This is a genomic window from Scytonema sp. UIC 10036 (assembly GCF_009725235.1).
Window position 1 is genome coordinate 1 of record NZ_WJFC01000185.1, and the last position, 26620, is coordinate 26620.

Annotated in this window: 18 protein-coding genes; 1 reads left to right on the top strand and 17 read right to left on the bottom strand. The window is 42.0% G+C overall.

All coding sequences use genetic code 11. The features are described 5' to 3' along the window. Nucleotides 1-241: 241 nt before the first annotated feature. The 13 genes from F7734_RS48020 to F7734_RS48080 all read right to left on the bottom strand — a co-directional run bounded on the left by F7734_RS48020 (nt 242) and on the right by F7734_RS48080 (nt 17177). Nucleotides 242-1039 carry a histidine kinase gene (locus tag F7734_RS48020; protein ID WP_155751406.1) on the bottom strand — a complete coding sequence of 266 codons (798 nt, stop codon included), beginning with the start codon at nt 1037-1039 and terminating at the stop codon, nt 242-244. A 212-nt stretch (nt 1040-1251) separates the two neighbouring features. Next, nucleotides 1252-2736 carry an alpha/beta hydrolase gene (locus F7734_RS48025; protein ID WP_155751407.1) on the bottom strand — a complete coding sequence of 495 codons (1485 nt, stop codon included), beginning with the start codon at nt 2734-2736 and terminating at the stop codon, nt 1252-1254. Between the two features lie 148 nt (nt 2737-2884). Further along, entirely contained in the window at nt 2885-3202 is a 318-nt protein-coding gene (locus tag F7734_RS64550) for a hypothetical protein (RefSeq protein ID WP_243147476.1), read from the bottom strand. Nucleotides 3203-3640: 438 nt separating this feature from the next. After that, a complete protein-coding gene (locus F7734_RS48035) occupies nt 3641-3922 on the bottom strand; it encodes a hypothetical protein (protein ID WP_155751408.1) in 282 nt (93 codons plus the stop codon). 515 nt (nt 3923-4437) lie between these two features. Further along, nucleotides 4438-5616, bottom strand: a complete 1179-nt coding sequence (gene devC / locus F7734_RS48040; protein ID WP_155751409.1) for an ABC transporter permease DevC — start codon at nt 5614-5616, stop codon at nt 4438-4440. Next, nucleotides 5616-6812: an ABC exporter membrane fusion protein gene (locus F7734_RS48045; RefSeq protein WP_155751420.1), complete on the bottom strand. Its 1197-nt coding sequence runs from the start codon at nt 6810-6812 to the stop codon at nt 5616-5618. Before F7734_RS48045 ends, devC begins: the two co-directional genes overlap by 1 nt. Nucleotides 6813-7030: 218 nt before the next feature. Beyond that, the gene (locus F7734_RS48050; RefSeq protein WP_155751410.1) at nt 7031-8146 is read right to left on the bottom strand and encodes a ketoacyl-ACP synthase III; all 1116 of its coding nucleotides are present in this window, start codon (nt 8144-8146) and stop codon (nt 7031-7033) included. A gap of 65 nt (nt 8147-8211) precedes the next feature. Continuing rightward, a complete protein-coding gene (locus F7734_RS48055) occupies nt 8212-9555 on the bottom strand; it encodes a cytochrome P450 (RefSeq protein WP_166482606.1) in 1344 nt (447 codons plus the stop codon). 577 nt (nt 9556-10132) lie between these two features. After that, complete coding sequence (locus F7734_RS48060; protein WP_155751412.1) at nt 10133-10897, bottom strand: COP23 domain-containing protein; 765 nt, start codon at nt 10895-10897, stop codon at nt 10133-10135. Nucleotides 10898-10949: 52 nt separating this feature from the next. Beyond that, a complete protein-coding gene (locus F7734_RS48065; protein WP_155751413.1) occupies nt 10950-12695 on the bottom strand; it encodes a M48 family metalloprotease in 1746 nt (581 codons plus the stop codon). A 163-nt stretch (nt 12696-12858) separates the two neighbouring features. Further along, nucleotides 12859-14556 (bottom strand): ATP-binding protein, encoded by a 1698-nt coding sequence (locus tag F7734_RS48070; RefSeq protein ID WP_155751414.1) that lies wholly within the window; start codon nt 14554-14556, stop codon nt 12859-12861. Nucleotides 14557-15097: 541 nt separating this feature from the next. Further along, entirely contained in the window at nt 15098-16141 is a 1044-nt protein-coding gene (locus F7734_RS48075; RefSeq protein ID WP_166482607.1) for a DUF1611 domain-containing protein, read from the bottom strand. Continuing rightward, on the bottom strand, nt 16125-17177 hold the full coding sequence (locus tag F7734_RS48080) for a dipeptide epimerase (RefSeq protein ID WP_155751415.1): 1053 nt from the start codon (nt 17175-17177) through the stop codon (nt 16125-16127). Before F7734_RS48080 ends, F7734_RS48075 begins: the two co-directional genes overlap by 17 nt. Before the next feature lie 75 nt (nt 17178-17252). Between F7734_RS48080 and F7734_RS48085 the strand changes: the two genes are divergently transcribed. Next, nucleotides 17253-17801: an NUDIX hydrolase gene (locus F7734_RS48085; RefSeq protein WP_155751416.1), complete on the top strand. Its 549-nt coding sequence runs from the start codon at nt 17253-17255 to the stop codon at nt 17799-17801. A 269-nt stretch (nt 17802-18070) separates the two neighbouring features. Here F7734_RS48085 and F7734_RS48090 read toward each other — a convergent pair whose 3' ends face one another. From F7734_RS48090 to F7734_RS48105, 4 genes are all read right to left on the bottom strand, one after another. Further along, entirely contained in the window at nt 18071-18994 is a 924-nt protein-coding gene (locus tag F7734_RS48090; RefSeq protein ID WP_166482608.1) for a nucleoside hydrolase, read from the bottom strand. A 53-nt stretch (nt 18995-19047) separates the two neighbouring features. Further along, entirely contained in the window at nt 19048-19968 is a 921-nt protein-coding gene (gene rbsK, locus F7734_RS48095; protein WP_155751417.1) for a ribokinase, read from the bottom strand. A gap of 123 nt (nt 19969-20091) precedes the next feature. Continuing rightward, complete coding sequence (locus tag F7734_RS48100) at nt 20092-25608, bottom strand: ATP-binding sensor histidine kinase (protein WP_155751418.1); 5517 nt, start codon at nt 25606-25608, stop codon at nt 20092-20094. A gap of 268 nt (nt 25609-25876) precedes the next feature. Beyond that, a complete protein-coding gene (locus tag F7734_RS48105; protein ID WP_155751419.1) occupies nt 25877-26434 on the bottom strand; it encodes a sugar O-acetyltransferase in 558 nt (185 codons plus the stop codon). Nucleotides 26435-26620 lie beyond the last annotated feature (186 nt).

Sequence of the window (26620 nt, forward strand, 5' to 3'; positions counted from 1 at the left end):
ACCCTAACCCTCCCCGATGGATTGGGGAGGGAAGCGAATTTTTCTTATTTACCCCCTTGTAAAGGGGGGACTAAGAGGGGTAATAATGTGTTAAAATCACAACAAACCACTTTTCAAACAACCTCTTAGACGTAGGTGGGGTTAAAGCCCACCATTCCTGTTTGTAGATATGAAAAAAGGTGATTTGCTGTTCGTAAATACAAAAAAAGGTGGGCTTTAGCCCCACCTACAATTACAGTATCTATTTATTGACTGTTTCCTTGTCTTTGACGGAATCTTTGTCTTTAAATCTGTCTGCTGCTGCTAATAATAAATCTCTCAAAATTTGTCTGACTTGTCGCTCTTTTCTGGCTAGTGCAGTACCAGCTTCTCCTAGCTTTTCGTCAAATTGAGAGTGCTTTTCTTGTACCTGTGCAACTACGACTTCTGCTTGTGGACGAGCTTTGTTAAACCAGTTCTTAGCCTCGTCTAGATAGCTTTGAACCTCTTGGGAACGTCCCCCATAACGTGCAGTTATATTAGCTCGGACAATGGCTAACTGTCCTTGCAGTTGAGCATAGCGTTTTTTGAGCAAAGCAACTTCCTCACTGTCTTGGATACCCTGAATAGCAGAATCTACCGCAGTTTTGGTGGCAGAAGATTTCTCTTTACCTGTTTGTTTGATTTCTGCTAGTATACCTTCTACTTCTTGTTGGATTTTATCTTCTTGTTCGTCCAATTTAGCCTGTAGCTGCTGAACCTCTACTTGAGTTTTTGCGATCGCTTCGTGTCTTTTACTATTTACTGCTTCTAGCGCTCCTTCAATGGAAGCTGTCACCTCTTCCTTGATTTCGCTACCTTTGTCTTGCAAGTTTTCAATGACTGTAGAGATAGCGTCTTTGACAAGAGCACGAATTTCGGTTGAACCTTCTTTAAACTCAGAAGCTACTTGAGAAACCGCCGCTTTGACAATTTCTCGAATGCGATCGCTTCTTAGCTGTCCGGTTTGTTTTGCTTGTTGAAGATCGGATTGAATTTGCTCTTTGATATTATTAGGCATTTTTTTCTACCAACTAGAGATTTAATCACTTATGTGGATAAATGTAGGTGTTGTATAATTTCTGATTCATTTACTATGAGCTAATTAGTGAAAAATTACTCCAACAAATCCAAATTTTTGAATATACAACACCAAAATGTATAAGGTTATAATCCTACAATGATATTGTGACGCAGTATTTTCTAGGCAGGTACATCCTTTAGATAGAAAAACTAACTAGCCAGAGGAAAAGCGGCTGCTAGCATCCAACCGAACAAGAGCGCACTGCCAATGGCATAACTCCAACTTTCTTTAAATATATTGGCGCTAAAAGAGAAAATTGCCATAATTAAAGGAAACAGTGGAAGCAGAAGAGCAATAAATCCTAGTTCAGGCAACAGGTAAAGTACTAAAATAAAACCTCCTACCAAAACCATACTCTGCCCCAGCCACCACAAAGCACGTTTTTCAATTCCAATGCTTTGTTGCGCCACCCCTGATGCTAAAAACCAAGGAAGGCAAGTTAGTGATAGTAGGGGAAATAACTTTAAACGTGCAGGAATTAACCACCACTGCAACCAAACGAACTGCGCGATCGCACCAAATGCAATCCACAGCACTGCAAACAATGCAACTCCTATTCCTACAGCTTGTAAAGTGGGACGGGGTAGGCGAAATATAACCAGTAGCCACACTAAGCCAGCGACACCAAACCAAATACTAACTGCACCACCTACCAGCAAACCACCTAAACTGCCAATATCGCCATTACGACTTAGTAACGTCAATACACCACTGGCTACAAACGGTGCTATGAGTACACCGCTCCAACTTCTCAACTGATTTACCTTAAGTTTAGATATGTTGGGAGACAAATACTCGAATCCTAATTTCTCCTGACTCACCCTCAACAGAAGAGGAACAACAGCACCCACTAACACCAGCCATCCCAGCAAGTGCAAGCCATACCAAATCATTCGGCGGTCAACATAGTCACTGCTGCGTTGTACTCCAAAAGTAGAATCAAGCCAGTTTTTAGCAGCTTGATGGCTGGGATCGCGAAATAAGATCGTGATATGTTCGGCATTGGGAATGATCGCCACAGATCGCCCCCTTCCATCTGCCAAATTTTGATTTTCTCCTCCGGCTGCTTTCAGCAACCGCCGTGCATTAGCAACAAAACGACCTTCCCAACTTCCTGCTTGCAGTTGTAAATTGCGTGGAGCAGAAAGTGTGACATTTGCGCCTGTGGGTGAAACAGCGATCGTTGCAGCAAAGCGATTAACATCCCGGATACCAGCTGACATCACTGCACCACTTCCCATAGAATGACCGAGCAATGCTAAGCGTGATGCATCTACCTCCGGTTGTTTTACAAGAGTTGCATAAGCAGTGTTAAGATTTTGTTGAAGAGAATCACGTTTTAATGGGTTGGCATTAGCTCCATGACTGTTAAAATCCCATAGCATAGCAGCATAACCTGCGTGTGCCAAAACATGAGCATACGCTAACATCAACTGTTTCGAGCCAGCATAACCATGTGCAACTAACACACCTGGTATCTTGTTTGCATTGCGTGGCGCAACATATACCATAGGTACGCCCTCAAGCTCAAAGTGACGGATCGCCAATCCAGATTGCGCTGCTAGCACACCCCACCAAGATAAGATAATCAGCAAAAGCGCGGCGACGATCGGGAATAAACGTTTGCGAGTCATGTTAGTTTTCATTTGGCAGAGCAAAAATCGAGTTTATTTGTAGAGACGCACTGTTTGAAGCATATCTACAAACAAACTGGGTTGCGTGAGATTTATGTAGCGACGCTCTAGTACTAAGAAATTACCATGGCTTAGCTACAAGTAAAAATCATCCATGGTAACCTTCTGGGGAGTATGGTTGGGCGGATATAAGATCGTGTTCTATTTCAGTTTGATGATTGGAAGCTTTGAAACTAATGACGAATTCCTTTGTGGCAATACTATACGAGTTCCTTGTAGATAAACTTAAGCTGCTGACTTCACCAGCAATTACTTTAAATTCCGCGTGGCTAAGAGTGCGTTGACCAATCGCAGGGTCTGCTACAATGAAGTGCTTCCGGGTGATTTCATAGACAACGATACAGGGTTTTGGTCGAGTAGATAACCCCATTTGTTTGAGCAGTCGCTTGATATGGCGATCGCTCACCTCAATGCCAATCTTTTTGGAAAGGTTTCATAACATTTGTAGGGGCGCGGCGCAAGAGCGCTCCTACGACTTTGGCAATTTTTGAACAGTCAGATTTTAAACCATTTTTGGTATAGATTTCGACTTGTGACACTCACCGTACTTGCGTTCCTCGCGCTGGAACGTTAAACTAAGCTCTCAAGTTTTCGAGTCAAAACAGGATATGCTTTGGAGCGAGTAAAATTTTGTAGCTGCAATGCCTGGTAGTTGCAACCTTAATAACTGAAGGGATGTTAAAAGTACACAACAAACAAATTTTTGAGCTTTGACTTTTGACTGGTGCCGACGTGCATCACTTTAATTCTGTTTTCGCTTGCAGCATTGATTGCTACGAACGATGTTTGAAAAAACTGTGGTAGCACATCCCACTACCGTACTTTTCAAAAGTGAGTTGTTAGCTTAGGCTTGAGTAAGACCTAAACCGCTAATTAAACTAGAACCAAGACCACTCAGTAATCCGCCGAGACTTGCTGCTAGATTGTTTTGAGATAAGATCGGCAGTACATTTACAGTCACATTCACATTGTTAGCGCCATCTACATCGTTATTAGAGCCACCATAGGCATTACTACGACCTCCCATGATGGTAACACATTCCTCATCATTCAACTCTGTTATAATTACGGATTCCGCTTGTTCTGTGGTTTGTGAAGTCATTGTCTCAATTGCAATACGTGACATAAGAATTCCTTCCTTGTAAAAAGTGATTTCTGGTTAGCAACACTATTTTAATTAGTCCACTTCTTGCTTCGTAGTCGAATGCTTGCTACTCAAAGCTTTTCTAAGAGTGGAGATTGCTAATCATATACTTACATAAACTGAAGTATGAATACAAGACTATTAGTAATATCTCTTACTTTTCACTAAAAAACTGACTTTTCCTACTTAGTTTTTTCTAATTTTTTTTATTTAGAGATTATCTAAAAATCATAAACTATTTATGAAAACTTATAAACATACTGCTTCGAGGTGTGTTTCGGTATTGCGTTAACAGACTCTGCGATCGCCGATAGTTTTTATATTGAAATTTATATAGAAGTCCGCGCAAGCGGATTGAGTTTGTATAGACATGATTACGGCATCGCCTAGTTTTTTCTCAATTGCTTTATTTCCCCCTTTTTAGGGGGGCTAGGGGGGATCAAGTCTTATTTGAACAGTATTGAGAGGAGTTATATATTTTTTCCTGAATTAATATTTTAAAAAATATCTGCTGGATCTGCTGAACGAAGTTTGTTCATAGCTAAGGTTCCAGAGACCATACACATAAAGTTTGTTGTAATTAATATAATTAACATATTATTAATACTCATGGTTATTGGTAATTGAGTAGAAACCATCGCAAAATTATATATACATAAAGAAATAGCAAATCCAGGTATATAACCAAAAAATGCTAAAATAATAGATTGTTCAAATACAACTTTCAAAAAATAATCATTTGAATAACCTATAGCTTTTAAAGTCGCATATGCTGTTATTTGAGTCGATATGTTACTATAAAGAATTTGATAGACAATAACCACTCCAACAACAAAACCCATCACTAACATAAGATTAAGTATAAAACCAATGGGTGTTCTAGTAGCCCAATACTTTTTCTCAAAATTAATAAATTCTTCTCTTGTAAAAATTTTGACATCTTTAGGTAAAGAAACTTGGATATTTTCTAAAATTTTTTGCTTTTCTACTCCAGGATTTAGTGACACTGCACCAATATCTATCATTTCATAATTACGTGTATTTAAAAATATTCTTAAAAAAGTTGATTCACTAACAATTAAATTACCATCCACTCCAAAAGAAGGACCTAAACTGAATAATCCAACCACTCTTACTCTATAACCTTTAATTGCATTAAAGGGAGATATTTCAACTATCTGCTCAGTTTGCTTTGACTCAAAATTTTCAGCAACTGGCCCAAATTCAGGACGAGACTTGCGATCGAAGAGTACGAAGTCAGGAATTTTTATTTTATCTAAGTTTTGTGCAACTTCTGATAAATTTATAGGATTCTTGTCTGGCTCAATACCAATGACATATATGGAGTATTTTTCATCATTTTCGGGATTTTTAAATTTAGCAAATCCCAAATGCATGGGACTGACTGACGCTACACCATTAAAACCTAAAACTTGATATAAACTAGTTCGAGAAAAGCTTTGATTTGAAGTTAAAGACTTATACTGAGAACTAATTAAAAATAAATCTCCTTGAAGACTATGATGTAAACGGGTAGCACTTAAATAGAGAGCATCTTGGAACCCTAGTTGTGTAAACATTAAAATGACAACAAAAGTAATACCAGCTATAGCTACTAGAAAACGAAATTTTTGATAAGTTAACTGTAGCCAAGCCAAGGAAATTTTGCCAATCATTATACTTGAATAGCTATATACACCTGTAAGTTGGTTAAATCTGCCACCTGTTGACTATCCTCTGAACGATCTATTCGTATTTTTACCTTAATCACTCTGCGATTTGTGTCTACTCCTGGATTAAGACTTAAGATACTCTGTTTGCTAACTTGTAAACCAATCTTGCTGACTGTTCCCGATATTCTTTTACTAAATGCAGGGCTTGTAATAGTAGCTTTTTGACCAAGGCGAACTTTCTTAATATCTGTTTGATAAACTTCTGCTACTACATACATTTGAGATGTGTTACCTATCTCAACAATTCCTGAATTGCCAATGACTTCTCCTGTTTTGGTATGAACTTTCAAAATCTTTCCATTTATAGGAGATGTCACATAACTTAAATCTCGTTCTGCTCTTGCTTGCATGACTGCAGTCATAGCACTTTTAAGTTCCGCCTGCGCCACCTGGATATCTACGCTACGCACTTGGTTAAGACCTACGAGTTTGGCTTTTGCCTCCTCTATTTGAGCAGTCAGAGTGCTCACACTCTTGTTCAAATTTGCTTCAGCTTCTGCAAGTTGCTGTTTGAGTGTCTGGAATTCCAGGCTTTTACTATCTGCAATAGAAGCTGAAATAGCACCTTCTGTGTATAAATTCTGATACCGCTCGTTCTCTGTTTGAGCATTGTTTAATTGAGCTTGTAAACGAGCAATTGTCGCTCGTTGAGTAGCAACTTCTCCTTTTAATTGAGTATCTAAACGTGTCAATACTGCCTTTTGAGCCTTAATATCTGCCGGCTTTGCTCCGGCTTTTACCTGGGCTAATTGAGCTCGAGCAACTTCCACTTTCGATTGTGCCTGATTTAATGCGGCTGTTGCCTGAACATAACCTTGAAGGAACGCTACTATTTGCCCTGCTCGAACTGTGTCTCCTTCTTTGACCAACAGTTTTTCTATTTGGTTACCTGTCAGTGAACTCGGAGCAGATAACTGAGTCACTCCGCCTTGAGGCTCTAAACGTCCCAATGCAGTAATTGCCACTCTAGAAGCAATGACCCTACGGGGTTTTGGCAACACAGTTTGATTGCTGTACCATAATCGTGAAAAAACGGGTATGGATATTATCAGTATGGCTAATACAATCGAAGGTGCCAATATGATTCGCCACCCATTTGATGGTTTTTCAAGGAATCGGCTTTCTTTATCTTCTGCCATATTTCTAGGGTCAAGTGACTGGGGCTGGGGACGGTAAGCTTTAGAGGATGTTTGAAAAGTCATGATTGATGTATCAAATATTTATTACCCCACCCTAACCCTCCCCTTGGCAAGGGGAGGGAACTGAATTTTTCTTGTTTCCCCCCAATACATCGGGGGGATTAAGGGGGGTAATAATGTGATAAAAATCACAGCCAACCACTTTTCAAACATCCTCTTTAAATACGCACGCGTAAATGTCCAATGCTATAACCACTAGCAGCCCCAAAGAGCATGACTTCTTGTCCCGTTCCCCTGGTTAACAATCCTTGCTCAATAGCTGTGTGCAAAGCTAAAGGAATCGCAGTGCTAGCTGTATTCCCGAAATACTCGACTGTCAGCATCGACTTATGTGGAGGAATTTCCAAAGCCTGACGAACATCCTCAATAAAACGTTTAGAAATTTGATGTCCCACCACTAAAGTTAAATGTTTATGAAAAGAACTTTCTTGAAATTCTTGCTGACGGTAATAGTTATATTCCTGAAAATAAGGAATGGTGTACTTGTGTATTAATTTAGCCAACTCAGGCAAATCTAGATAAAATTTATAAAGTAATATTTTTTCAGAACAATGACGCCAATCTGGATCTTCGGGAATGTGACACAAGTGCCAATATTCACCCATACTCATTAAGTTTAATTCCAGCAATCCCAATTTCCCGTCTGATGGCTCAACAACGATCGCAGCCCCACCATCTCCTAAGGTTAATCCGCCAAGTTTGGTACGAAGTTCCTCTTTACTAGAAATTTTACGATTAACAGTATAACTCCCAACTTCACCACTGACAATCAAAACTCGATGTGCAGCACCATTCGCAATTAGGCTATTGGCAATATTTAGAGCTTGTAAAACACTATTACAAGCATTTTTAACATCAAAAGCGTTAATTCTTGAAATTCCCATCTTTGCCTGCACAATGTTAGCAGTAGCAGGTTCTATAATATCCGTATCCGTAGCTGCAAATATGAGGGTATCAATATCATTGATGCTTAAGTTGGCTGTATCGAGAGCTCGCCAAGCCGCTTGTACTGCTAGTTCAGATGGGGATGTCCCTTCTTTGACATAGTGCCGAGTTTTGATACCAGTGAGTCGTTCTATCAGTTTGGGTAAATTGTTTTTGAGTGCGATCGGGCCATCAATCATCGCAGCCAGTTCTTCATTGTCAACGATGCGTTCGGGAAGATAAACTCCCAATGACTGAATTTGAGAAACAGGAGTTTTGTAAACCTGCATTCTTTCTAGAAAAGAATAAGTGCTTAAATTCTTACTTAAGGAAGGAACTAATAACTGCATTTTTGTTTTTTCTGTACCTAATTCTATTGACTAGCTTTTTTTATGACTTAGGATTCTGGCAATACCTAACGCCTTGTTAACAACATTTTCATACCGTGTTTAGGACGTAGCGTTAAGGATGGGAGAATCTCAACTGAATACCCTGGTACTAGCTTTAACTGAAAATTCTGGAAGATTGTCGCTATGAGAAGAACGAGTTCCATCATGCCAAAATCCTTGCCAATACAAGTTCGCCCTCCCAGACTAAAGGGGAAATAGGCTCCTAAAGGTAGCCGTTTTGCCAAGCCATCCTCCCATCGGTTGGGATGGAATTTTTCCGGATCGGGAAAAAAGTCAGGGTTGCGGTGTACAGACCACTGACTGGCATAAACCCAAGTACCTTTTGGCACTGGATATCCAGCAATTTCCGTATTCTCTAAAGCCACACGCTCTGAGAACCAGACTGGGGGATAAAGCCGTAAAGCCTCTAAGGCTATTGCTTCGGTGTAGCGTAATTGAGGTAAGTCTGCCACAGTGGGGTTTCTTCCATTCAGAACAGCCCGTAATTCCTCGATTAATTTTGCTTCTACTAATGGATTCTGTGAGAGGAGAAAGGATATCCAAGCTAACGCGATCGCTGTAGTTTCATGACCTGCAAGAAAAATATTGATTATTTCATCCCGTAATTGTTGTAGTGTTATATTGTTGTCTTTTTTTTGTTGAGCATATAGTAGTAAGTCAAGAAAGCTTCCTCTGTCTTGTTTACTGGTATAGCGTTGATGAATAATGTCATAAATAATTTCATCTAACTGCTTAACTGCTCTGCAAAATCGCAGATGACTGGGAGTGGGCAGCCAATTAGGCACCAAAAACAGAGCATTTCTGCGCTTTACCAGACGATTCATCGTCGCATCTAGGGCAGCAGTAACTTTGCTTGCAGCCACAGCATCTAATTCAGTATCCAACATACATTTGGCGACGATCGACATGGTGATACCAACAAACTCTTGGTAAACATCGCGCTCTTGCCCATCTTGCCAAGTAGCAATGACGCGGTTGGTCTCTGCAACCATCACTTCACCGTAGGAAGCAATCATCTGTCTGTGGAAAGCAGGTTGAGCCAATTTGCGCTGATGGTGATAGAACTGCCCTTCGCTAAGAAACAAACCATTACCTAAAAGTAACTTAGAGTTATTACGCAAGAAATGACCTTTCCTCATAAACACTCTGTTTTGGTGACAAAAAACCTCTTCAATGTATTTTGGATTATTAAGTACTAAAACTGGTGTCCAACCTAAACGAAAGGGAAGAATATCACCATATTCCCTTGCTTCATTGAAGAAATTTAAAGGGTTTTTTATAGCGTATAATATCTGTCCCAAATGCAAATTTTTTGTAGAATAACGTGTATCATTTATTAATGAAGTCATAGCCATACATCATAATTTCTAACCACTGTAGTTCTAAATTACAGTCAAGTAAGATTTTTTCTTAAAAAGATAAATCAAATACTTACAATCCTCTTTCCCCACTACGAATTCAATTTGCGTTAAAAAAAAAAATGACAAGTTACGATTCGATTTGGTTAGTTAGTGCGAGATTTGAAAGAGCTAAAGCCTAGTTTGTGGATTGACAGTTGACTTCACGCATCAACTTAATCTGTTCCACATCTAACTTGCAATAATGGCATTACCCCGATACACAATATCTTTGCGGCATTTAATAATTAAATTGCCTTGGTTTAACAAGCTATTTAGTGATGCTTCTAGCTCTGAAACCGAACTAAATCACAGTTTATAGCTTCTCAGCAGGATAATCAAGGGTTTCGCAAAACATCCTACTAAACCTGCTTTTCCCAAAAAGTTTCTGTTAAACCTACTTTTCTAAAATAAAGTAAAAAGAGATGTCCGTGCAGTCAAAAAAATTTTAAAAATAAAAAAATAACTCTTGTAAAACGGGCAAAATATCCCATTTGACAAGAGAATCAAAAGTCCGAGCGCTTTTTAATTAACGAAGTTTATTAGGATTCAAGCGAGTACCACCACTAGGTTTAGATGGTGAGTTAGGAAGCTTAACGCCATTGCTGAGTTTAGCCCCAGTACCACCATCAGCAGGAGATAGGAAAGGTTTCAGATTGATAGGTGCTTTTGATGAAGATGGTTTTTTAGTACCAAAAATTTGACTTATATTGCCCAGACTACCACCACGACCTGTGAAGGTATTGACAGCAGTGGTTTGGTCGCCGTTATCAGCAGTCACTAGGTTTTGGAAAATGCCATTGCGTACAACATCGGGATCTTGACCGCGAGGAACTGTCAGCACAATTCGACAGGCAGGTCTAGCATCAGTGGTTACACAAACTGTGTTTTCTCCGTTTTCTACAGCTGACTTAAGTTCTACCAAGCCATCAGGACGGTAAGATTCCAAACGTCTGGCAATTTCGTAACAACGCTGTTCTGCACTCCAACCGCCACCTAAAGTTCTGGGAGTTGCCCAAGGAAAGTATTCACCAGGAAAAGCTTCTGGATTGTACATAACGGTATAATTACCGTTATGGTAGCGACAGCTAAAACGCACACCGCGATCGCTAGTTGTTGATGTACTTGTCGTTGAACTGTCTGTTCCCGTGCTTGGTCTAACAGAACCATTACCCGGTTCTATTGGTACAACTACATCACCACTACGGGGTTGAGCAAATGCGGTTGAAGGGTTTAAAAGCAAAGATAAACCAAGACCGCTCAAAAATAAAAACTTTAGAGATTGGGATATCATATTACGACGGTTCAGAGTAGGGAGTTGATATTTCTAGTGACGATCAAGTTTGTCATTTTGATTCATCAACTCTGTCTTTTTTTTTCCGGAGACGTTCTTTTTTTTCTTTTTGCTCTTTAAGTATCTGTTTTGCCTTTTGTTGAATGTCCATATGACGCGCTACCCCCTCATAGCTGTAGCGATTGTATTGGTTTTGTGAAATGAGATTCTCTAAATAGCGGACTCGCTCGTTACCGCCCGGATGAGAAGATAACCATTGAGGAGGTCTGTATTTTTGCTCTTTATCCAGTGTGACCATCAAATTCCGCAAACCATCAGCAGCATATCCTGATGCAACAATGAGACGTGTCCCCAGAGTATCTGCTTGACGTTCCATATCCCGACTGTAACTCATGGCAAATAATTGCCCAATAGTACCGCCATAGGGAATATATTGAGTTAAGTTACCAATTAGGTTTCCTTGAGTGACAAGTTGAAAACCGTGGGAAAGAACGACGTGAGATAGTTCGTGACCGATTAATCCAGCTAATTCAGCTTCTGATTTAGTTTTTGCGATCGCACCTGCATGAACAAATATTTTGCCACCAGGGAGTGCAAAAGCGTTTAAACTTTCTTCAGGAATGACAAAAAACTCATATTTAAAGTCATTACGTCCAGAAACCTTAGCAAGTTTCTGACCAATTTCATCCACATATTTTAAAGTTGCTTCATCTTTAACCAAATCCAGTTGCTTTCGCGCCTGTTTTGCCACTGACTCACCAACAGCTTTTTCTCCCCGCATGAGCATGATGGTAGAGTCAAGAGCAGTAAACGGACCGAGAAGACTACCCGTTACGGCATAACCCAAGACACCAGTCACAATGTTAGCAATTGTATTTCCTCTAACTTTTGCCCTAATATGTGATTTGTAACGCTTGAGATGTTTCTCTGCCAGTTCTGCAAACTCAGGCGCTTGAGGACTGTTCGGGTTAAGCAGAGCAAATTGACGTGCTGCTAAAGAAGCTTCCATCCATTTTTTAGCTTCTGCGAGTGCAGCGACTCTTGTTCTAATTAAATCTGGTTGATTGGGATACAGCGTCGCCGCACGTTCCAAGACATCCAATGCTTTTTTTTCTTGGTTGTCCCGTTTGAGGACTTCAGCATATTTGATATGACCGGGAATAAATTCGGGGTATTGCTGAACTAAAAGCTCTAGCGGTACCATAGTTCTCGTGTACAACTGGCTGGCAATTCCCGCTTCTGCTTCCCGCCAGTAAACTTTACCTCCAGGAGACAATTGTGTAGGGTCAACAATTGCTTCTTTGCGTTGTTGAGACTCTGAGGATGTGGCAAAAGGTTCTTTTGCTTCACGATACAGCTTTTCCGCAGAAGCAATTTGTCCTGATTGGTAAAGCTTATCCGCTTCTATCAATTTTTGCTGACGTGCAATTTCTTCAGGAGTGGGTGCAGGTTCTGCAGCTGACTCAGACTTTTTCTCCTCTGAAGTTGTTGGTTCCTTGGAATCCGTTGGCTTCTTTGGGTCAGTTGCTTCTGGTGAGGGCGTTGGTTGTGTTGACTCAGTTGGCTTCTTCGTCTCCGTCGCTGTTGGAACAACGACAGGTGTGTTTGTCTCCGTCGCTTCTGGAACCACGACTGGGGACTTATTTGGAGTAGAGGTCTTGGTAATTTCAGTCGTAGACGCTGCAGGTTCTTTTGCTGGTGATACTAGGGGATGGGTGAGAATAATGATAATAGATGTCCCAATGGAAAGTAGTACCCAACTAGCTGATAGTAGCAGCGACTTCCATCTCCGTTTCATGGCCGATCCAACCTATGCAAAAAGCTCTTTATTAACTGTATGAGCAATTGCTTAAATAAGCACAGGGTAATAGACTTTCTTTTTCAAGGTTTATGGGCGATGCCTAATTTTTTAATTAATCTTTATAATAAGGTATTCCATCAGTGGCGAATCATGGTAATTTTCAAATAGGAAGTTGAATGACAAATTCTGTCCCTTGACCGAGAGTTGAAAAACATTCCAGCTTACCACGATGTTTTTCAATGATAATTTGGTAGCTGATGGACATTCCCATACCTGTCCCCTTGCCAATTGGCTTGGTGGTAAAGAAGGGATTAAAAATTTGCTGTTTAACCTGTTCGGTCATTCCCAAGCCGTTATCAGCAATTGCAATTTGCACCCAGCCTGCATCGAGCGCTGAAGTGCGAATGACGATTTGGCTTCTGTGTTCCTTAATTTTTGGAAAGGTTCGTTTGGAGTGATACTCTTCAAGCGCATCGATGGCGTTTGCGAGGATGTTCATCACCACTTGATTGAGTTGTCCCGGATAGCACGGGATCAACGGCAAATTGCCATACTCTTTCACAATTTCAATTTTGGGGCACTCAGCATTCTCTTGTAGGCGATGTTGCAAAATCAACAAAGTATTGTCGATGCCTTCATGAATGTTTACGGCTTTGAATTCAGCTTCATCTAGCCGCGAGAAGTTACGAAGCGACAGCACAATCTGGCAAATGCGATCGGTTCCAAGTTTCATGGAGTTTAGTATTTTGGGTAAATCTTCCTGCACATACCCCAGATCGATTTCCTGGGCTGCGATTTGAATCTCATTGGTTGGGTTGGGATAATGCTTTTGGTAGAGTTGCATCATGTTCATCAGATGATGAGCGTACTCCTGCACATACTTGAGATTGCCGTTAATAAAGTTGACCGGATTATTGATTTCATGAGCGATCCCTGCAACTAACTGCCCCAAGCTCGACATTTTTTCAGCTTGAATCAGTTGCGATTGGGTTGTTGTGAGACGATGCAGCGTTTCCCGTAAAGTTTGGGTGCGCTCTTCCACTTTTTCTTCTAGCGTGTCACGGGCAAGTTCCAAGTTTGTAATCAGATCTGCAAGTTGTCGATCGATGGGTTGAGCAATCCTCCAGCTTAATTCCCACGCCAAAACTCCTACAATTATTGGCACTACGATCAGCACTAGGATAGCTACGTTTTGAGCCTGTTGCGCCTCGCGGGCAGAAGCCTGCTGAATTTGAGCAGCAAATTCCTCATTGTTCCATAGTAATGCCAGCAAAGAGTTATTTGACTGCCTGAATAACGATCGTTTCTGAAAATTGGCTTCGAGCATCTTGTTGCGGGCTACAATTGCTTCTTGCACTCGTTTCATCTCAGGGGAGTTGCTTTGTCCTTGTAGGAGCAGTTCTAGGCGCTTTTGTTCGGGATCGGGGATACCAAGTTGATAAAACTGCTCCTCTCGATCTAGAAAGATTTCATGAGCATGCTTCCAAATCTTCCAGTCTTGTCGAAACTGTGCTTCTAATTGCTTTTCCTGTTCATCATTTGGTGGAATATTGAGTGCTTGTTCAAATCCGTCATTAATCTGAACCCAAGCCTTTTCGATCTTGCCCTGAGCAAGCGATCGCTCGGTAGAGGATAGAGGCCGTTGTAACAACAGGTTTTCTGCACTATCAACTTGAGTTTGACCTTCGTCGATCTTCCACAAGCCATCTATGCTGGGTAAGTTATTTCTACTCAGTTGAGTGTTATAACTACTCAAGCGATTTGCTATGTAAATTCCATTTAAGACGGCGATTAAGGCGACCGAACTAGGTACGAGAAAAGCCAGAAACAACCTTGTTTGTAAATTGATTCTCCTCATTGCTTGGTTAATGTGTTAGCAAATTTCAGCCCTCATTCTGCATATTATGGATAGTAAATTAAATCACAGTTCTAATATACATTCTGTGGAGATTTTCTCTAAACTTTCACATAGTTTTATCAGATTTTCACAAGGATATAAATTTTATAAAAATCAAAATCTAAAGTAGGAAAAGTATAAGAAGTAGGAAAAGATTGTTGAACTCGTCAACTTCAACCCTACTAATCTTTATTACAGCGGTTTTCACTTATTTAAACCACACTCTTAATCCTTTTGCGCCTTTGCGCCTTTGCGTGAGATAAAAAAGATGTGGTTCATTTACCTGAAAATAGCTGTAAGAAAAACTTGTCAACTTCAAAAAAGAAATGAAAAAATACTACTCTCAAACTAATATTGCAAGGGCTGAGGCAATTGTTGGTTGGGCTTTCCCCTTGGAGAAACCCAACAAATGTCTGTCAATGTTGGGTTTCGTTCCTCAACCCAACCTACTTGTTTTCGTATTTTTAGGCTTAACCGACAAGTATTGGGTGGGGTATAACTCTTACGCCTTCAATACAGCATCCAACAACTTAGCAGCACCAAAACGAACTGGATCTGTACAGGGAAGATGAGTTTCTGCCTCCACGGATGCGATCGCATCTTTAGCCGCCGACTCATCCAAATGCCTGGTATTGAGAGCAATAGCCGCGACAGGTACGGTTGCAAAAGCACCTCCAGCACGGGCGACTGCTTCATAAAGCTGAACAACTTCTGATAGGGGTGGAATAAACACACCACCACTAGATACTTCCGTTTGTCCGGCACAATGGACTAGTATCATTTGCGTTGGTTGCGAACCGCGTATTAACGGCAGAGTTGCTGTAGAACCGGGGTGCAGCAGCGAACCCTGTCCTTCAATGTGTAAAATGTCGTAATTTTTACCATAACGCAAAACCATTTGTTCCACTGCACCAGCAGCATAGTCCACCCTTACTGCATCTAGTGCTACCCCATCACCTTCCAACATTAAACCAGTTTGCCCTGTGGCCAAAAATTTAGAACGCAATCCTCGCAGTCGTGACGCCCAGTTTAACTCCAAACTTGTTGACATCTTACCCACTGCCATATCGGTTCCTACAGTCAACACCCGGCGACAGGGTAAAGTTCGTGCCATCCCAGAAGCTACGCCCAGATTCGGTGGTTCTTTCCGTACATCCCAGATGACTTGTCCTGGTTTTAGCAATGCTTTTAACTCTGTCATTGTTGACAGTGGTGTGTGCAAACCGTTCACTATTGACATCCCAGCCATAACAGCATCTTTGATTTCATGCCAATAATCATCCGGTACAGTACCTCCTTTAGGGGCGATACCGATAACCAAAACTTGCGGTTTGTACTCCAGCGATTCGGCTACCGATGAGACTATCGGTACATCACGCTTTATACCCGTTAGCTCCAACAGAGATTTACCCGCACATTCGCGGTCGATCGCTGCTACTATCGAGGCTTCACTATAGCGTAAAAGTGCAAGCCCCGTTTTACCTTGCCGTCCTTGGATTCCTTCGTGCAATAGAATTGCAACTCTTTGATTAAGCGCCAGACGCACTGCGTTGTACCCCCACCCCTGGTAAATCGTTTGGTAACACTCGCCCCTCGTGCAATATTGCACCTGTAAAGGGGTCATCTAGAAGATTGAGATGGCTATCTAAGTCCAGATAGTCAGCTAATGGGGCAAGCTGTAACGCTGCTGTATTAGCTAGCGTACTGTCGGAATAGCAACCAAACATCACTTGCAACCCATGCGCCCGTGCTGTGTGTACCATCCGCATTGCTTCTGTCAAGCCCCCAGATTTCATCAATTTGATATTAATTCCATCTACATAGTTTGCTAATTTGGGAATATCCGAGCTAGTGAAGCAACTTTCATCAACAAAGATAGGTAGAGAAGTTTGCTTCTTTAAATTGCCTAACCTTTCTTCCTGCCCTTTTTGCAGTGGTTGCTCTACATACTTTATACCCATTTCTGCCAGCCAATTGCACATTTGTACCGCATCTTCCAAACTCCAACCCCCATTCGCATCAACGTACAATTCTCGATCTGGTGCTTCCTCTCGCACTGCTAATAACATCTTCCGATCTGCCGCAATACCATCCGGACTCCCCAACTTGACCTTAAAAACACGGACATCAGTAAATTGCAACCAATCTCGCGCCCTAGCCCTTGCTCCTTCAGGAGAGTTAATACCAATAGTCACTGATGTAGGTACAATAGAATTTCGTTCTAGTCCCCATAATTGCCATAGAGGTAGCCCCACATATTTTCCCAACCAATCATGCAAGGCTACATCTAAGCCTGCTTTGGCAGAGGAAGGAATGCGCGATTTATTCAAAACAACCTCAATTGCCTGCTTTTGCAACGGACTGAATTTTTGAAGAGAAGGCAAGACTTGCAGTAAAGCATTTTTAATTATCTCTGTTGACTGTGGAGAAGTCCCTACGCCAAAAGGCGATGCTTCTCCCCACCCTTCTATACCATCGTGCGAAATCTTTACCCATATATTTGTTGTCTTTGCCGTTGTACCGCGACTGATGGTCAAAGGAAAGCGCTTGTTTACAGTGAATGTCTCTACTTCTATTTGCATAATGTTTGTTTCAAGGATGAAGGATAAAGTATAAAATATTTCATGCTTTCTTCTTCATCCTTTACCCTTATATCCATGACCAAGTTACAAAAATGGCAGATTTTGCACTCAACAATGGTTTTAGACCATTACTGGTGTAAAGTCAGGCGAGATAAACTATACTTACCTAACGGTAAAATTATAGACGATTATTTTGTTAATTTGAAACCGGAAGTTGCCCTGATATTACCCATTACCAGCAACCGGGAAATTATTTTTGTCCGTCAATACAGACACGCGGTGGGTGAGTTTTTCATTGAACTTCCCGCAGGAAGTTTTGACTCAGCACAAGAAAGCGCTGAAACAGCAGCCATCAGAGAACTGCAAGAAGAAACGGGTTATCTTGCCCAACAAGTCACCAAAATATCAACACTTTATGACAAACCAAGCAAAGATACCAATCAAATACACTTATTCCTAGCAGAAAATGTCACCAAAGTGGGAGAACAAAATTTAGATATTACAGAAGAAATTGAAGTTCTTTTAATTCCTGTGGAATCAGTCAGGGAAAAAATTTTTCAAGGAGAAATTTGTGTTGCAGGAACTGTTGCGGCTTTGTGCTTGGGATTAAATTTTTTGAAATAGCAAGGCAATTGCAATACTGCGTAGGTTTTGCATAAAAATACGAAATTACGTAGGTTGGGTTGAGGCACGAAACCCAACATTTATCAGCATTTCTTGGGTTTCGCGCTTCGCTCAACCCAACCTACTATTTCCCAAAACCTACGTAGTATTGAAGGCAATTGGGGATTGACGATTGGGGACTTTGGTATTAATTTCTCAGTTCCCAATCCCAACTCCCCTATACAGAATTTGCACAATCAATCCAAAATCCAAAATCTAAAATCTAAAATTCATCTTGCCCACTGTTGCAAAATATAAGAGTAAAAAGCCTCTTTATCGACTTTATCCATGGCGTAAATCTTACGACCTCCAGGAACTATCTTAGTACGTCCCTGGCTGAGACCGACTGTGACAATTTCTGTTTCCCACTCCCGCAGTTCGTAAAATTCTGGATGAGCCAGGTAAGCTGTTGCTAGCACATCCCAAAAATAGTAATCTTGGGGAATGACGAGTGCATAACATTGTCCCGCTAGATCGGATATGGGGTATTGTCTTTGTTTCCCCATCTTGTATACTATGTCTGATGTTACAGGTACGTTGTTGGTTAAATCTAAGGGACACATGATAATTTCGATCTGCGATCGCCACACTCTTGCAACAGAAATCGGGTCCCAGTAAGCATTCCATTCTGCGGAACCATCTTGTCCCGGTTCCCAATTTTTTTCCACATTCCCAGAGACATTAAGCGCACCTCCCATCCAGACAATGCGTTGGATTTTCGCCTCCACCTCTGGTGCTGTATCGAGTGCATGAGCTACATTAGTTAAAGGACCAGTAACCATTAGAGTGACTGGTTCTGGTGACTCTCGCAACACCCGGATCGTAAAATCTTGACCGGGTTCTGCTAGTAAGGGTGTAAGAATACTTTCATTTTGATTGAGAATCGGGAAATGGTCAACAATAAATGAATCGCGGCGATAGAGACGGGGGAAAGGGTTGATACCGCGTACAGTACTTTCAGCAACGGGAACATGAGAGCATCCCATGAGATCTAGAATTTTACGTGTAGCACTGACAGCTGGTTCCGCGTAGCAATCGGCTGGAGTAACGACAATGCCAAGAGGCTGCACGTTATCCATTGTCATAAGCAGCATAGTTGCTAAATAATCATCTACACCACCATCGTGATCCATTAATACGAACATAATGCTAATGGCTAATTGCTAATGGCTAATTGCTAATTGTATTAACTATTAGCCATTAGCCATTAGCTATGAGCCATTAAAAAACCATCAAATGTGATCTTATCGGGAAGAGAAGGCTGTGCGCCCGGTTTTGTTGCAGCTATTGCACCTGCGGCTGCACCCCAAACCACTGCTTGATGTAATGAAAGTCCTTCGTGAAGTGCTGCAGCTAAACCACCATTAAATGCATCCCCTGCAGCAGTTGTGTCAACAGTACGAACTGGAAATGCAGGTACGAAAAAGGTTTCTTCTGCTGTTGCACAAACAACGCCTTTAGCACCGAGTTTTACAATGGCATTTTTGACTCCCCATTGTCGCAAAACTGTAGCTGCTTTTCTTGCTGAGTCTTCCCCATCCACGGGAAAACCCACGAGTTGTCCTGCTTCAACTTCATTGGGTGTAATGATATCCACTAATGGGTAAAGTTCTTTTGGTACATCCTTGTTCGCAGGCGCTGGATCGAGTATCACTGTCACTCCCGCCACTTGTGCTGCTTGGGCAGCCAGAACAACGGTAGGTATAGGAATTTCAAATTGTAAAAGCAGTGCTGTAGCTTCCGGTAACAAGTGCGATAACCGTTTTATATCTTCCTCATTAACGTGTCCGTTAGCACCAGGAATAACAATAATTTGATTTTCACCCCTCACATCTACAGCAATGATAGCAACCCCAGAACTTACCGTTTCATCAACGAATATATTCTCAGTTCGCACTCCAGATTCTTGCAAACTATTAACAAGTTCCTCACCAAAACTATCTCCACCTACACGCCCTACCATATGAGTAGGAATTCCCAATCTTGCTAATGCGACTGCTTGATTTGCGCCTTTACCACCTGATGCCTTAAAAAAATCCTGTCCCAACAGCGTTTCTCCGGCAACTGGCAACCGAGGTGTTGTTGCGACTAAGTCTATATTGATGCTGCCAAGTACGATAATGCTCATAATTTGATGACACCTTTATTTTAAAATCGCGCTGAGAGCAGAAAGGAGAATAATTTATGCTCTTGAGTACCAAGTCAGTCAGTGGAAGTGAACCGAACTAGGTTGTGGATGCAATAGCTTTTGCTAAGTCTTAGCCAGAATTGGTAAGGTAATGATAAATTCAGTTCCCCGACCAACTGTAGAATTCACACAGAGCGAACCGTGGTGTTTTTCGACGACGATTTGATGAGCGATCGCCAATCCCAATCCCGTCCCTTTACCAACAGCTTTCGTTGTAAATAAGCGGTCAAAAACTTTGGCTTGAACTTGTTCATTCATGCCATTGCCATTATCAGCAATAGCAATGTTCACATGGTTATCTTGAACAAAAGTGGTAATTTGAATGCGATTTGAATTGGCTTTTATCTCCTCAAAAGTGCGTCCATTATTTGACTCTTCTAATGCATCAATGGCATTGGCGAGAATATTCATAAACACCTGATTTAACTGACCTGGAAAACACTCGATTTGGGGTAAATTTTCATACTTAGTTATCACCTCAATTGCTGGACGTGTTTCATTGGCTTTGAGGCGGTGTTTAAGAATGAGTATTGTACTGTCAATGCCTTCGTGGATATTAAATAGCACTGGATAATCTTTGTCAGCACGGGAGAAAGTACGGAGACTGGTGCTGATATTTGTCAGGCGAATGCACGCTAGACTCATGGAATCGATCATCTTGGGGAGGTCTTCTAAGCTATAATCCAAATCGATTTCTACTGCATGGTCTTTGATTTGCTCGCTCGCATTGGGCAGGCTTTGTTGATAGAGTTTTAAGTGTGCTACAAGATCGGCAATAGTGAGTTGAGCTTGTTTGAGACTGGCAGCAATAAAACCGAGGGGATTATTCATTTCATGAGCCACACCAGCGACTAAATTGCCCAGTGCTGACATTTTTTCACTCTGCACAATTTGTAATTGAGCGTTTTGCAAATCGTTTAATGCTTGTTGCAGATCGAGTGATTTTTTCTGTTCTCGAGCATAGAGGCGGGCGTTTTCTAAAGAGATTGCAACTTGAGCGCAAAGTAAGTTCAGCAGTTCGACGCGAGCGCTTGTAAATGCTGCAGTTGCTAAATTGTTTTCTAAGTACAATACACCAAACAACTTACCCTGATGCAAAATCGGGCTGCACAAGAGACTCTTGGGCTGCTGTCGCTGAACATAGGGGTCGTTGATTAATTGGGGATGCAACCGGGCATCAGTAATCACAACAGGTTTTAAGCTGCGTTTGACGGTATTAATTAAGCCAACGGGTACATCTTGAGAGCGTTCAACAGGCTCTGGGTTGAGCAACATTGGGTAAAAATTGACGCAGTCCATTCCCTCATGCTGTAGAGATCTGACACCAACGGAAAGCTCTGCTATTGCTTGAATCAGCAAACTACCTGACTCCAACAGCATGAACGCGCACTTATCGGCTCCGGCATTTTCAATAACGATATGCAGCAATGCAAAGAGCAGTTTTTCGAGTTCGATTTCCCCAGAAAGAGTTTGGGAAGCTTTGAAAATGGTCACTAAATCTAAAGCACCAGAGACACTGCTACTGCTGGAAGTGACAGAACTGGTGGAGGTAACACTCCCCAATGTGAAGATAGTTTCGTGAGTGGAGAGAGGAGAACGGGTTTGCTGTAATATGGGAGCGAGGAATTGGGGATAGCGTCGTTCCAAGTCAGCGACTTTGGCCTTAGCGCCCCAACGCGCATAGCCATAGTAGGCTTGAGTGATATATGACTGAGCAACGGGCTGTTTGCCCCAATTGAGGTAAAATTGAGCCGCTAGTTCATTAGCCAGTGCTTCTTCTTGGATGTAGCCGTGTTTTTGAGCCAGCGCAATTGCAAGATCGTAAAATTCTAAAGCTTCTGATTTGTGCCCTAAAACTCGGTGTAGCTCGGCTTCAACTAAATAAAATTTGTGCAGGTAGTTTTCCAAAGCACAGTCAGCCCACTTTTTCATTTTTTCCTGGTGTTTCGCCACTCGTTGAAGAATGTGTTGCTGTTGTGCTTCGCCAACCTGAGAATAGATTGCCAGGTGGGCTAGAGAATCATAGGTGTAGCAAATCGCAACGATGAATAAGCCTGTCACGCCACCTATATAATTTTCGGCGGTGAGTGCGGCTTCCACGGCCAGATCGAACTTGCCAAACAGATAACACAGACTCAGTTGGCTGGCATAGAAATAGTACAGTGCAGTTAGATCCCCCGAATGGTGGAGGGCTGGCACAATTTCCTCTCGATTAAAGGCATTTCCATTCAACTGCCAAGGTTCAGCGCAATCGCCAATTGTATTCAAAATAGCTTGCTGAAAAACTGTCAGATGGCTGGTTAGACCTTCTTGGTTGAGGTGAGCGAGTTGCTCTCGAAAAGCAGCGCTCTCGCGGCTGAGATCGTTTAATTCTTTGCCCATAAACCAACGGTATGAGATGTAAATGAATCCGCAAATGGCAGCAGATTCTAAATCTCCCGTTTCGAGTCCAACTTGGTAGCCTTCGCGGAGATACGGTAAGGAGTTCTTGAGCGGCTCTTTCCAATGCCACACGCAACAGTAAATTCCGACATAGACTCTGGATTTGAGTTCTTTGGCATTGAAATGTTCGAGCAACAAAAGTGCCAGTTGAGCGCACTCATATCCACAGTACATCTCGCCTGCCATTGCACAAAGTATCATTCCATAGTAGGCATAACCAATTGCAGAAAATGAGGTATTGCCATATTGAACGGATAAATTGACTTGTTCGAGGACAATAAACGGTAACAGCGTTGGAGTCGCAACAAAGGCAGCAGCAGTGACAGCAGCCAGAATTCTTACAACTGCTAACTTATTAGGGTCTGTCATCTGCGGCAGACTTATTAAGTGTAGCGGTTGCCTTCCAGCCAGTAGCGCTTGAGTCGCCTCAAATGCCCGTGCAATATCTGATTGACTCGGCTGCTCTGGAAAACTCGTTCCCAAACGTTCTACAATCTTGAGAGCTATCTGTACTGCCTCTGTAAATTGATGTTGGGCTTGAGCCGCTTGAATTTGAACTTCATAGACTTTAACCGTATCCAACAGATTTCTAGATTTTTCTGCAATGACTGCCGCCAATTGTTTCATCTGCTCAAAGTTGCCGCTCAGGTAAGCGGCTTCAGTAGCCCCTTCGTACAGGGCTAAGGTTAATTCATACTGCGTTTGCCACATATCTTCAGCTAACAAGGCTATGCCTGTGGTACAATACTGCAATGCGGCTGTATAGGCAGTTGCGGCTCTAGCCTTTTGTCCGGCTTTAAGATTGAGTTGGGCGATTTCTATTTGCTCCGATAAATCGATAATGAGGGATCTGCCGATATTCAGTTGATTGACAATTTCAAACAACTTTTCGTCAAGTTTGGCAACAGGTGTATGAGCGAGTAATAGCTGCCCAATTTTTAAGTGAGCCAACTGTTTTTGTGCCTTTGGAATCAGGAAATAAGCCGCTTGCTGGACGCGATCGTGCAAGAATTTGTAACCACACGACTCAGGAGCGAGCAGCCACAGCTCCGGAGAATGTCTTGGCTGAAATGAATTCTCAATTGTCAATTCTGATTCCTGATAAAACTTGTAAATCTCATTGATAGGAATGATAAATCCTTCTTGCAATGCTTTCCACAAGTCGGCAGCGGTTTCTATCTGCGATTTTTCCGACACGATCGCCAATGTTCCCAAATCAAACTGATTGCCAATACAGGCAGCCAGTTTTAATATCTCTTGAGTGTTGGGAGGCAATTTCTGAAGTTGTTGTGCCATAAATTCCACCACATCATCGGTGAGCGCAAGCGCTCTCACTTGCGCCACATTACACTGCCAGCAACCTGCCTCCCAATCAAAGGTTATCAGCCCATCCTCATGCAGGGCTTTAAGAAACTGCGTCGTGAAAAAGGGATTGCCTTTGGCTTTTTGATAAACCAACTCTGTCAATGGCAGTGCCTGTTGTGTGGTACAACTTAGGGAATCGGCAATTAAATGATTGACATCTGCTTGACTTAAAGCTGCTAGGCTCAGAGTATTGACACGGACGGATGCCTTTTCAATTTCATCAAGGGTCAATATAAGTGGATGAGCCGCAAACACCTCGTTATCGCGGTATGCGCCAATTATGAACAGATAACCCCCTCCCTTGTCGCCGTGAGCATCGCTTGTCGCCATCAACAGCTTGAGCAAATTGAGCGATGCCGAATCCGCCCATTGCAAGTCATCAAGAAAGATCGTCAACGGATGCTCTGCTGTTGTAAAGACTTGAATGAACTTTTGGAACAGTAGATAGAAAAGGTTCTGTGCAGCACTCGCCGATAGTTCGGGGTTTTGGGGCTGTTTGCCGACGATCTGCTCGAGTTCGGGAATCACCTCAAGCAGGAGATGCCCGTTCTCGCCAACGGCGTCTAATATCTTGTTCCGCCATTGCTGTAGTTGGGTATCGCTTTCACTGAGCAACTGTCGTATCAAATCGCGAAAGGCTTGCACAAAAGCAGATAGAGGAATATTGCGGTTGAACTGGTCGAACTTGCCCTTGATGAAGTAGCCGTTCCACCGGACGATGGGTTTATGTACTTCATTGATGACTGCGGTTTTGCCAATGCCAGAGAAACCTGCTACCAGCATCAGTTCGCAGCTACCATTGGCAACATGACCAAATGCCTCCAGTAACGCCTTCACTTCCAATTCCCGTCCGTAGAGTTTTTCTCTGATGAGAAAGCGATCGCTCAGATCGCGCTGTCCTAGCTCAAACCAATGGTGTTTGCCTGTATCTCGCCACTGTTCCACACACTTGACTAAGTCATGTTTGAGCCCGATAGCACTCTGGTAGCGATCTTCGGCATTCTTCGCCATTAACTTGCAGACGATCTCTCCCAGCATCAAGGGGATTTGAGGATTGATGTTACAGATAGAGGTAGGCTTTTTGGCGATATGGCAATGAACCAACTCCATCGGTTCGCGGGACTCAAAGGGTAGTTGTCCGCTCAGCAGTTCAAAAAAAGTCACGCCTAAGGAATAGAAGTCGCTGCGGTAGTCAATGCCTCGGTTCATCCGTCCGGTTTGCTCTGGCGACAAATACGCTAGAGTTCCCTCAAGCCCATTGAGGCAATGGATTTCCTGGGTTTCTCGTGGGAGCAGCGAGGCAATACTGAAGTCAATGAGCCTAACTTCTCCAGTTTGAGAATGAATCAAAATATTAGCAGGCTTAATATCTTTGTGTATAACACGCTGTTGATGCAGTTGGTGTAAAGTGTCTGTGACTTGCAGCGCAATGGGAAGGAACTGCTCCAAACTCAGTGGTTGTCTTTTGCTAAATTCCCGCAAGGAAATGCCACCAAAGTCCTCCATGACTAGGGCATAGCCATTTTGGTAGGTTTCTAGGCTGTAGGGTTTGATGATACCGGGAATATCTAGGTTTTTGGCAAGCGTATATTGGTTGCGAAACTGTACTAGTTCGCTGAAGGTTGGATATTCTCGTTTTAAGAGCTTGATGACAACTGGTTGGCAAAGAGATTCTCTGATAGCTCGATATACTTGAGTCCGCGAGCCTGAGTATATTTGCTCTATGATTTGGTACCCAGCGATTTTTACAGTTCCATCAACTTTTGCGCTCATAACATTTTACGACAACTACTTACAGTTAAAATTCCCAGCACATCATCTTGTCTAACAAAAGCATTGAGCCTATGGCATTGTCTGAGCGTGCAAGTCATCTGGAAAAGCATATCTTATCTGGCTTTCAGATATTCTTTAAAAATTGTGTACTTATCATTCATAAATTTACAATTTTTCAAAGAAAACTTGCTTTTCTAGTAAGGTGTACAAATGCATTTCTCTTAGATGTATTTCCATTTAAAAACATTAATTGAATTTTTATTTCAAATTATAACTGCCGGATGACCCTACAGGGATTGCCAACAGCAACAACATTGGCAGGTATATCTTTTGTCACTACACTCCCCGCACCAATAGTAGTATTATCACCAACAGTCACACCGGGACAAATAATGGCATTACCTCCAATCCACACATTGTTACCAATTCTAATTGGAGATGCCAGTTCTTTACCTGAAAGCCGAATGTCTGGTTCTACTGGATGATGGGCTGTATAAATCTGAACATATGGAGCGAACAAAACGTTGTTGCCTATATGAACTGTGTTGCAGTCTAAAATGACACAACCAAAATTCATGTATAGTTCGTCGCCAGCATAAATGTTTTTACCATAGTCGCAGTAAAATGGCGGTGTGATATATGTTCCTTGCCCTATTTCTCCAAATAATTCTTGCAAGATTTGCGATCGCTCTTCCTTTTGTTCTTCCGTTGTTGAGTTATACGTTCTGAGCAGGCGACTTGCTATTTTTCTCTCGTTCAGCAGTTCTGTGTCTGTAGCAAGATATAGTTCGCCTGAAAGCATTTTTTGTTTTTCGGTTTTTGCCATATTAGATGTAAATTTTTGCTCGTTCGATTAGATGTTTAGTTTATTTAAATAAACTAAGATTATCTGGATTTTTTATACATTGCTAGAAATATAGCAATCCTATTTGAGATCCAAACAAGGGAGACAAGGAAGACAAGGAGGACAAGGAAGACAAGGAAGAGGTGTTTGTAAATCATTTAGGACTGC

Bases quoted from the DNA above. Each gene is read 5' to 3' on its own strand.
- F7734_RS48020 (WP_155751406.1), bottom strand. From the start codon at position 1,039: ATGCCTAATAATATCAAAGAGCAAATTCAATCCGATCTTCAACAAGCA.
- F7734_RS48025 (WP_155751407.1), bottom strand. From the start codon at position 2,736: ATGACTCGCAAACGTTTATTCCCGATCGTCGCCGCGCTTTTGCTGATT.
- F7734_RS48035 (WP_155751408.1), bottom strand. From the start codon at position 3,922: ATGTCACGTATTGCAATTGAGACAATGACTTCACAAACCACAGAACAA.
- devC (WP_155751409.1), bottom strand. From the start codon at position 5,616: ATGATTGGCAAAATTTCCTTGGCTTGGCTACAGTTAACTTATCAAAAA.
- F7734_RS48045 (WP_155751420.1), bottom strand. From the start codon at position 6,812: ATGGCAGAAGATAAAGAAAGCCGATTCCTTGAAAAACCATCAAATGGG.
- F7734_RS48050 (WP_155751410.1), bottom strand. From the start codon at position 8,146: ATGCAGTTATTAGTTCCTTCCTTAAGTAAGAATTTAAGCACTTATTCT.
- F7734_RS48055 (WP_166482606.1), bottom strand. From the start codon at position 9,555: ATGACTTCATTAATAAATGATACACGTTATTCTACAAAAAATTTGCAT.
- F7734_RS48060 (WP_155751412.1), bottom strand. From the start codon at position 10,897: ATGATATCCCAATCTCTAAAGTTTTTATTTTTGAGCGGTCTTGGTTTA.
- F7734_RS48065 (WP_155751413.1), bottom strand. From the start codon at position 12,695: ATGAAACGGAGATGGAAGTCGCTGCTACTATCAGCTAGTTGGGTACTA.
- F7734_RS48070 (WP_155751414.1), bottom strand. From the start codon at position 14,556: ATGAGGAGAATCAATTTACAAACAAGGTTGTTTCTGGCTTTTCTCGTA.
- F7734_RS48080 (WP_155751415.1), bottom strand. From the start codon at position 17,177: ATGCAAATAGAAGTAGAGACATTCACTGTAAACAAGCGCTTTCCTTTG.
- F7734_RS48085 (WP_155751416.1), top strand. From the start codon at position 17,253: ATGACCAAGTTACAAAAATGGCAGATTTTGCACTCAACAATGGTTTTA.
- rbsK (WP_155751417.1), bottom strand. From the start codon at position 19,968: ATGAGCATTATCGTACTTGGCAGCATCAATATAGACTTAGTCGCAACA.
- F7734_RS48100 (WP_155751418.1), bottom strand. From the start codon at position 25,608: ATGAGCGCAAAAGTTGATGGAACTGTAAAAATCGCTGGGTACCAAATC.
- F7734_RS48105 (WP_155751419.1), bottom strand. From the start codon at position 26,434: ATGGCAAAAACCGAAAAACAAAAAATGCTTTCAGGCGAACTATATCTT.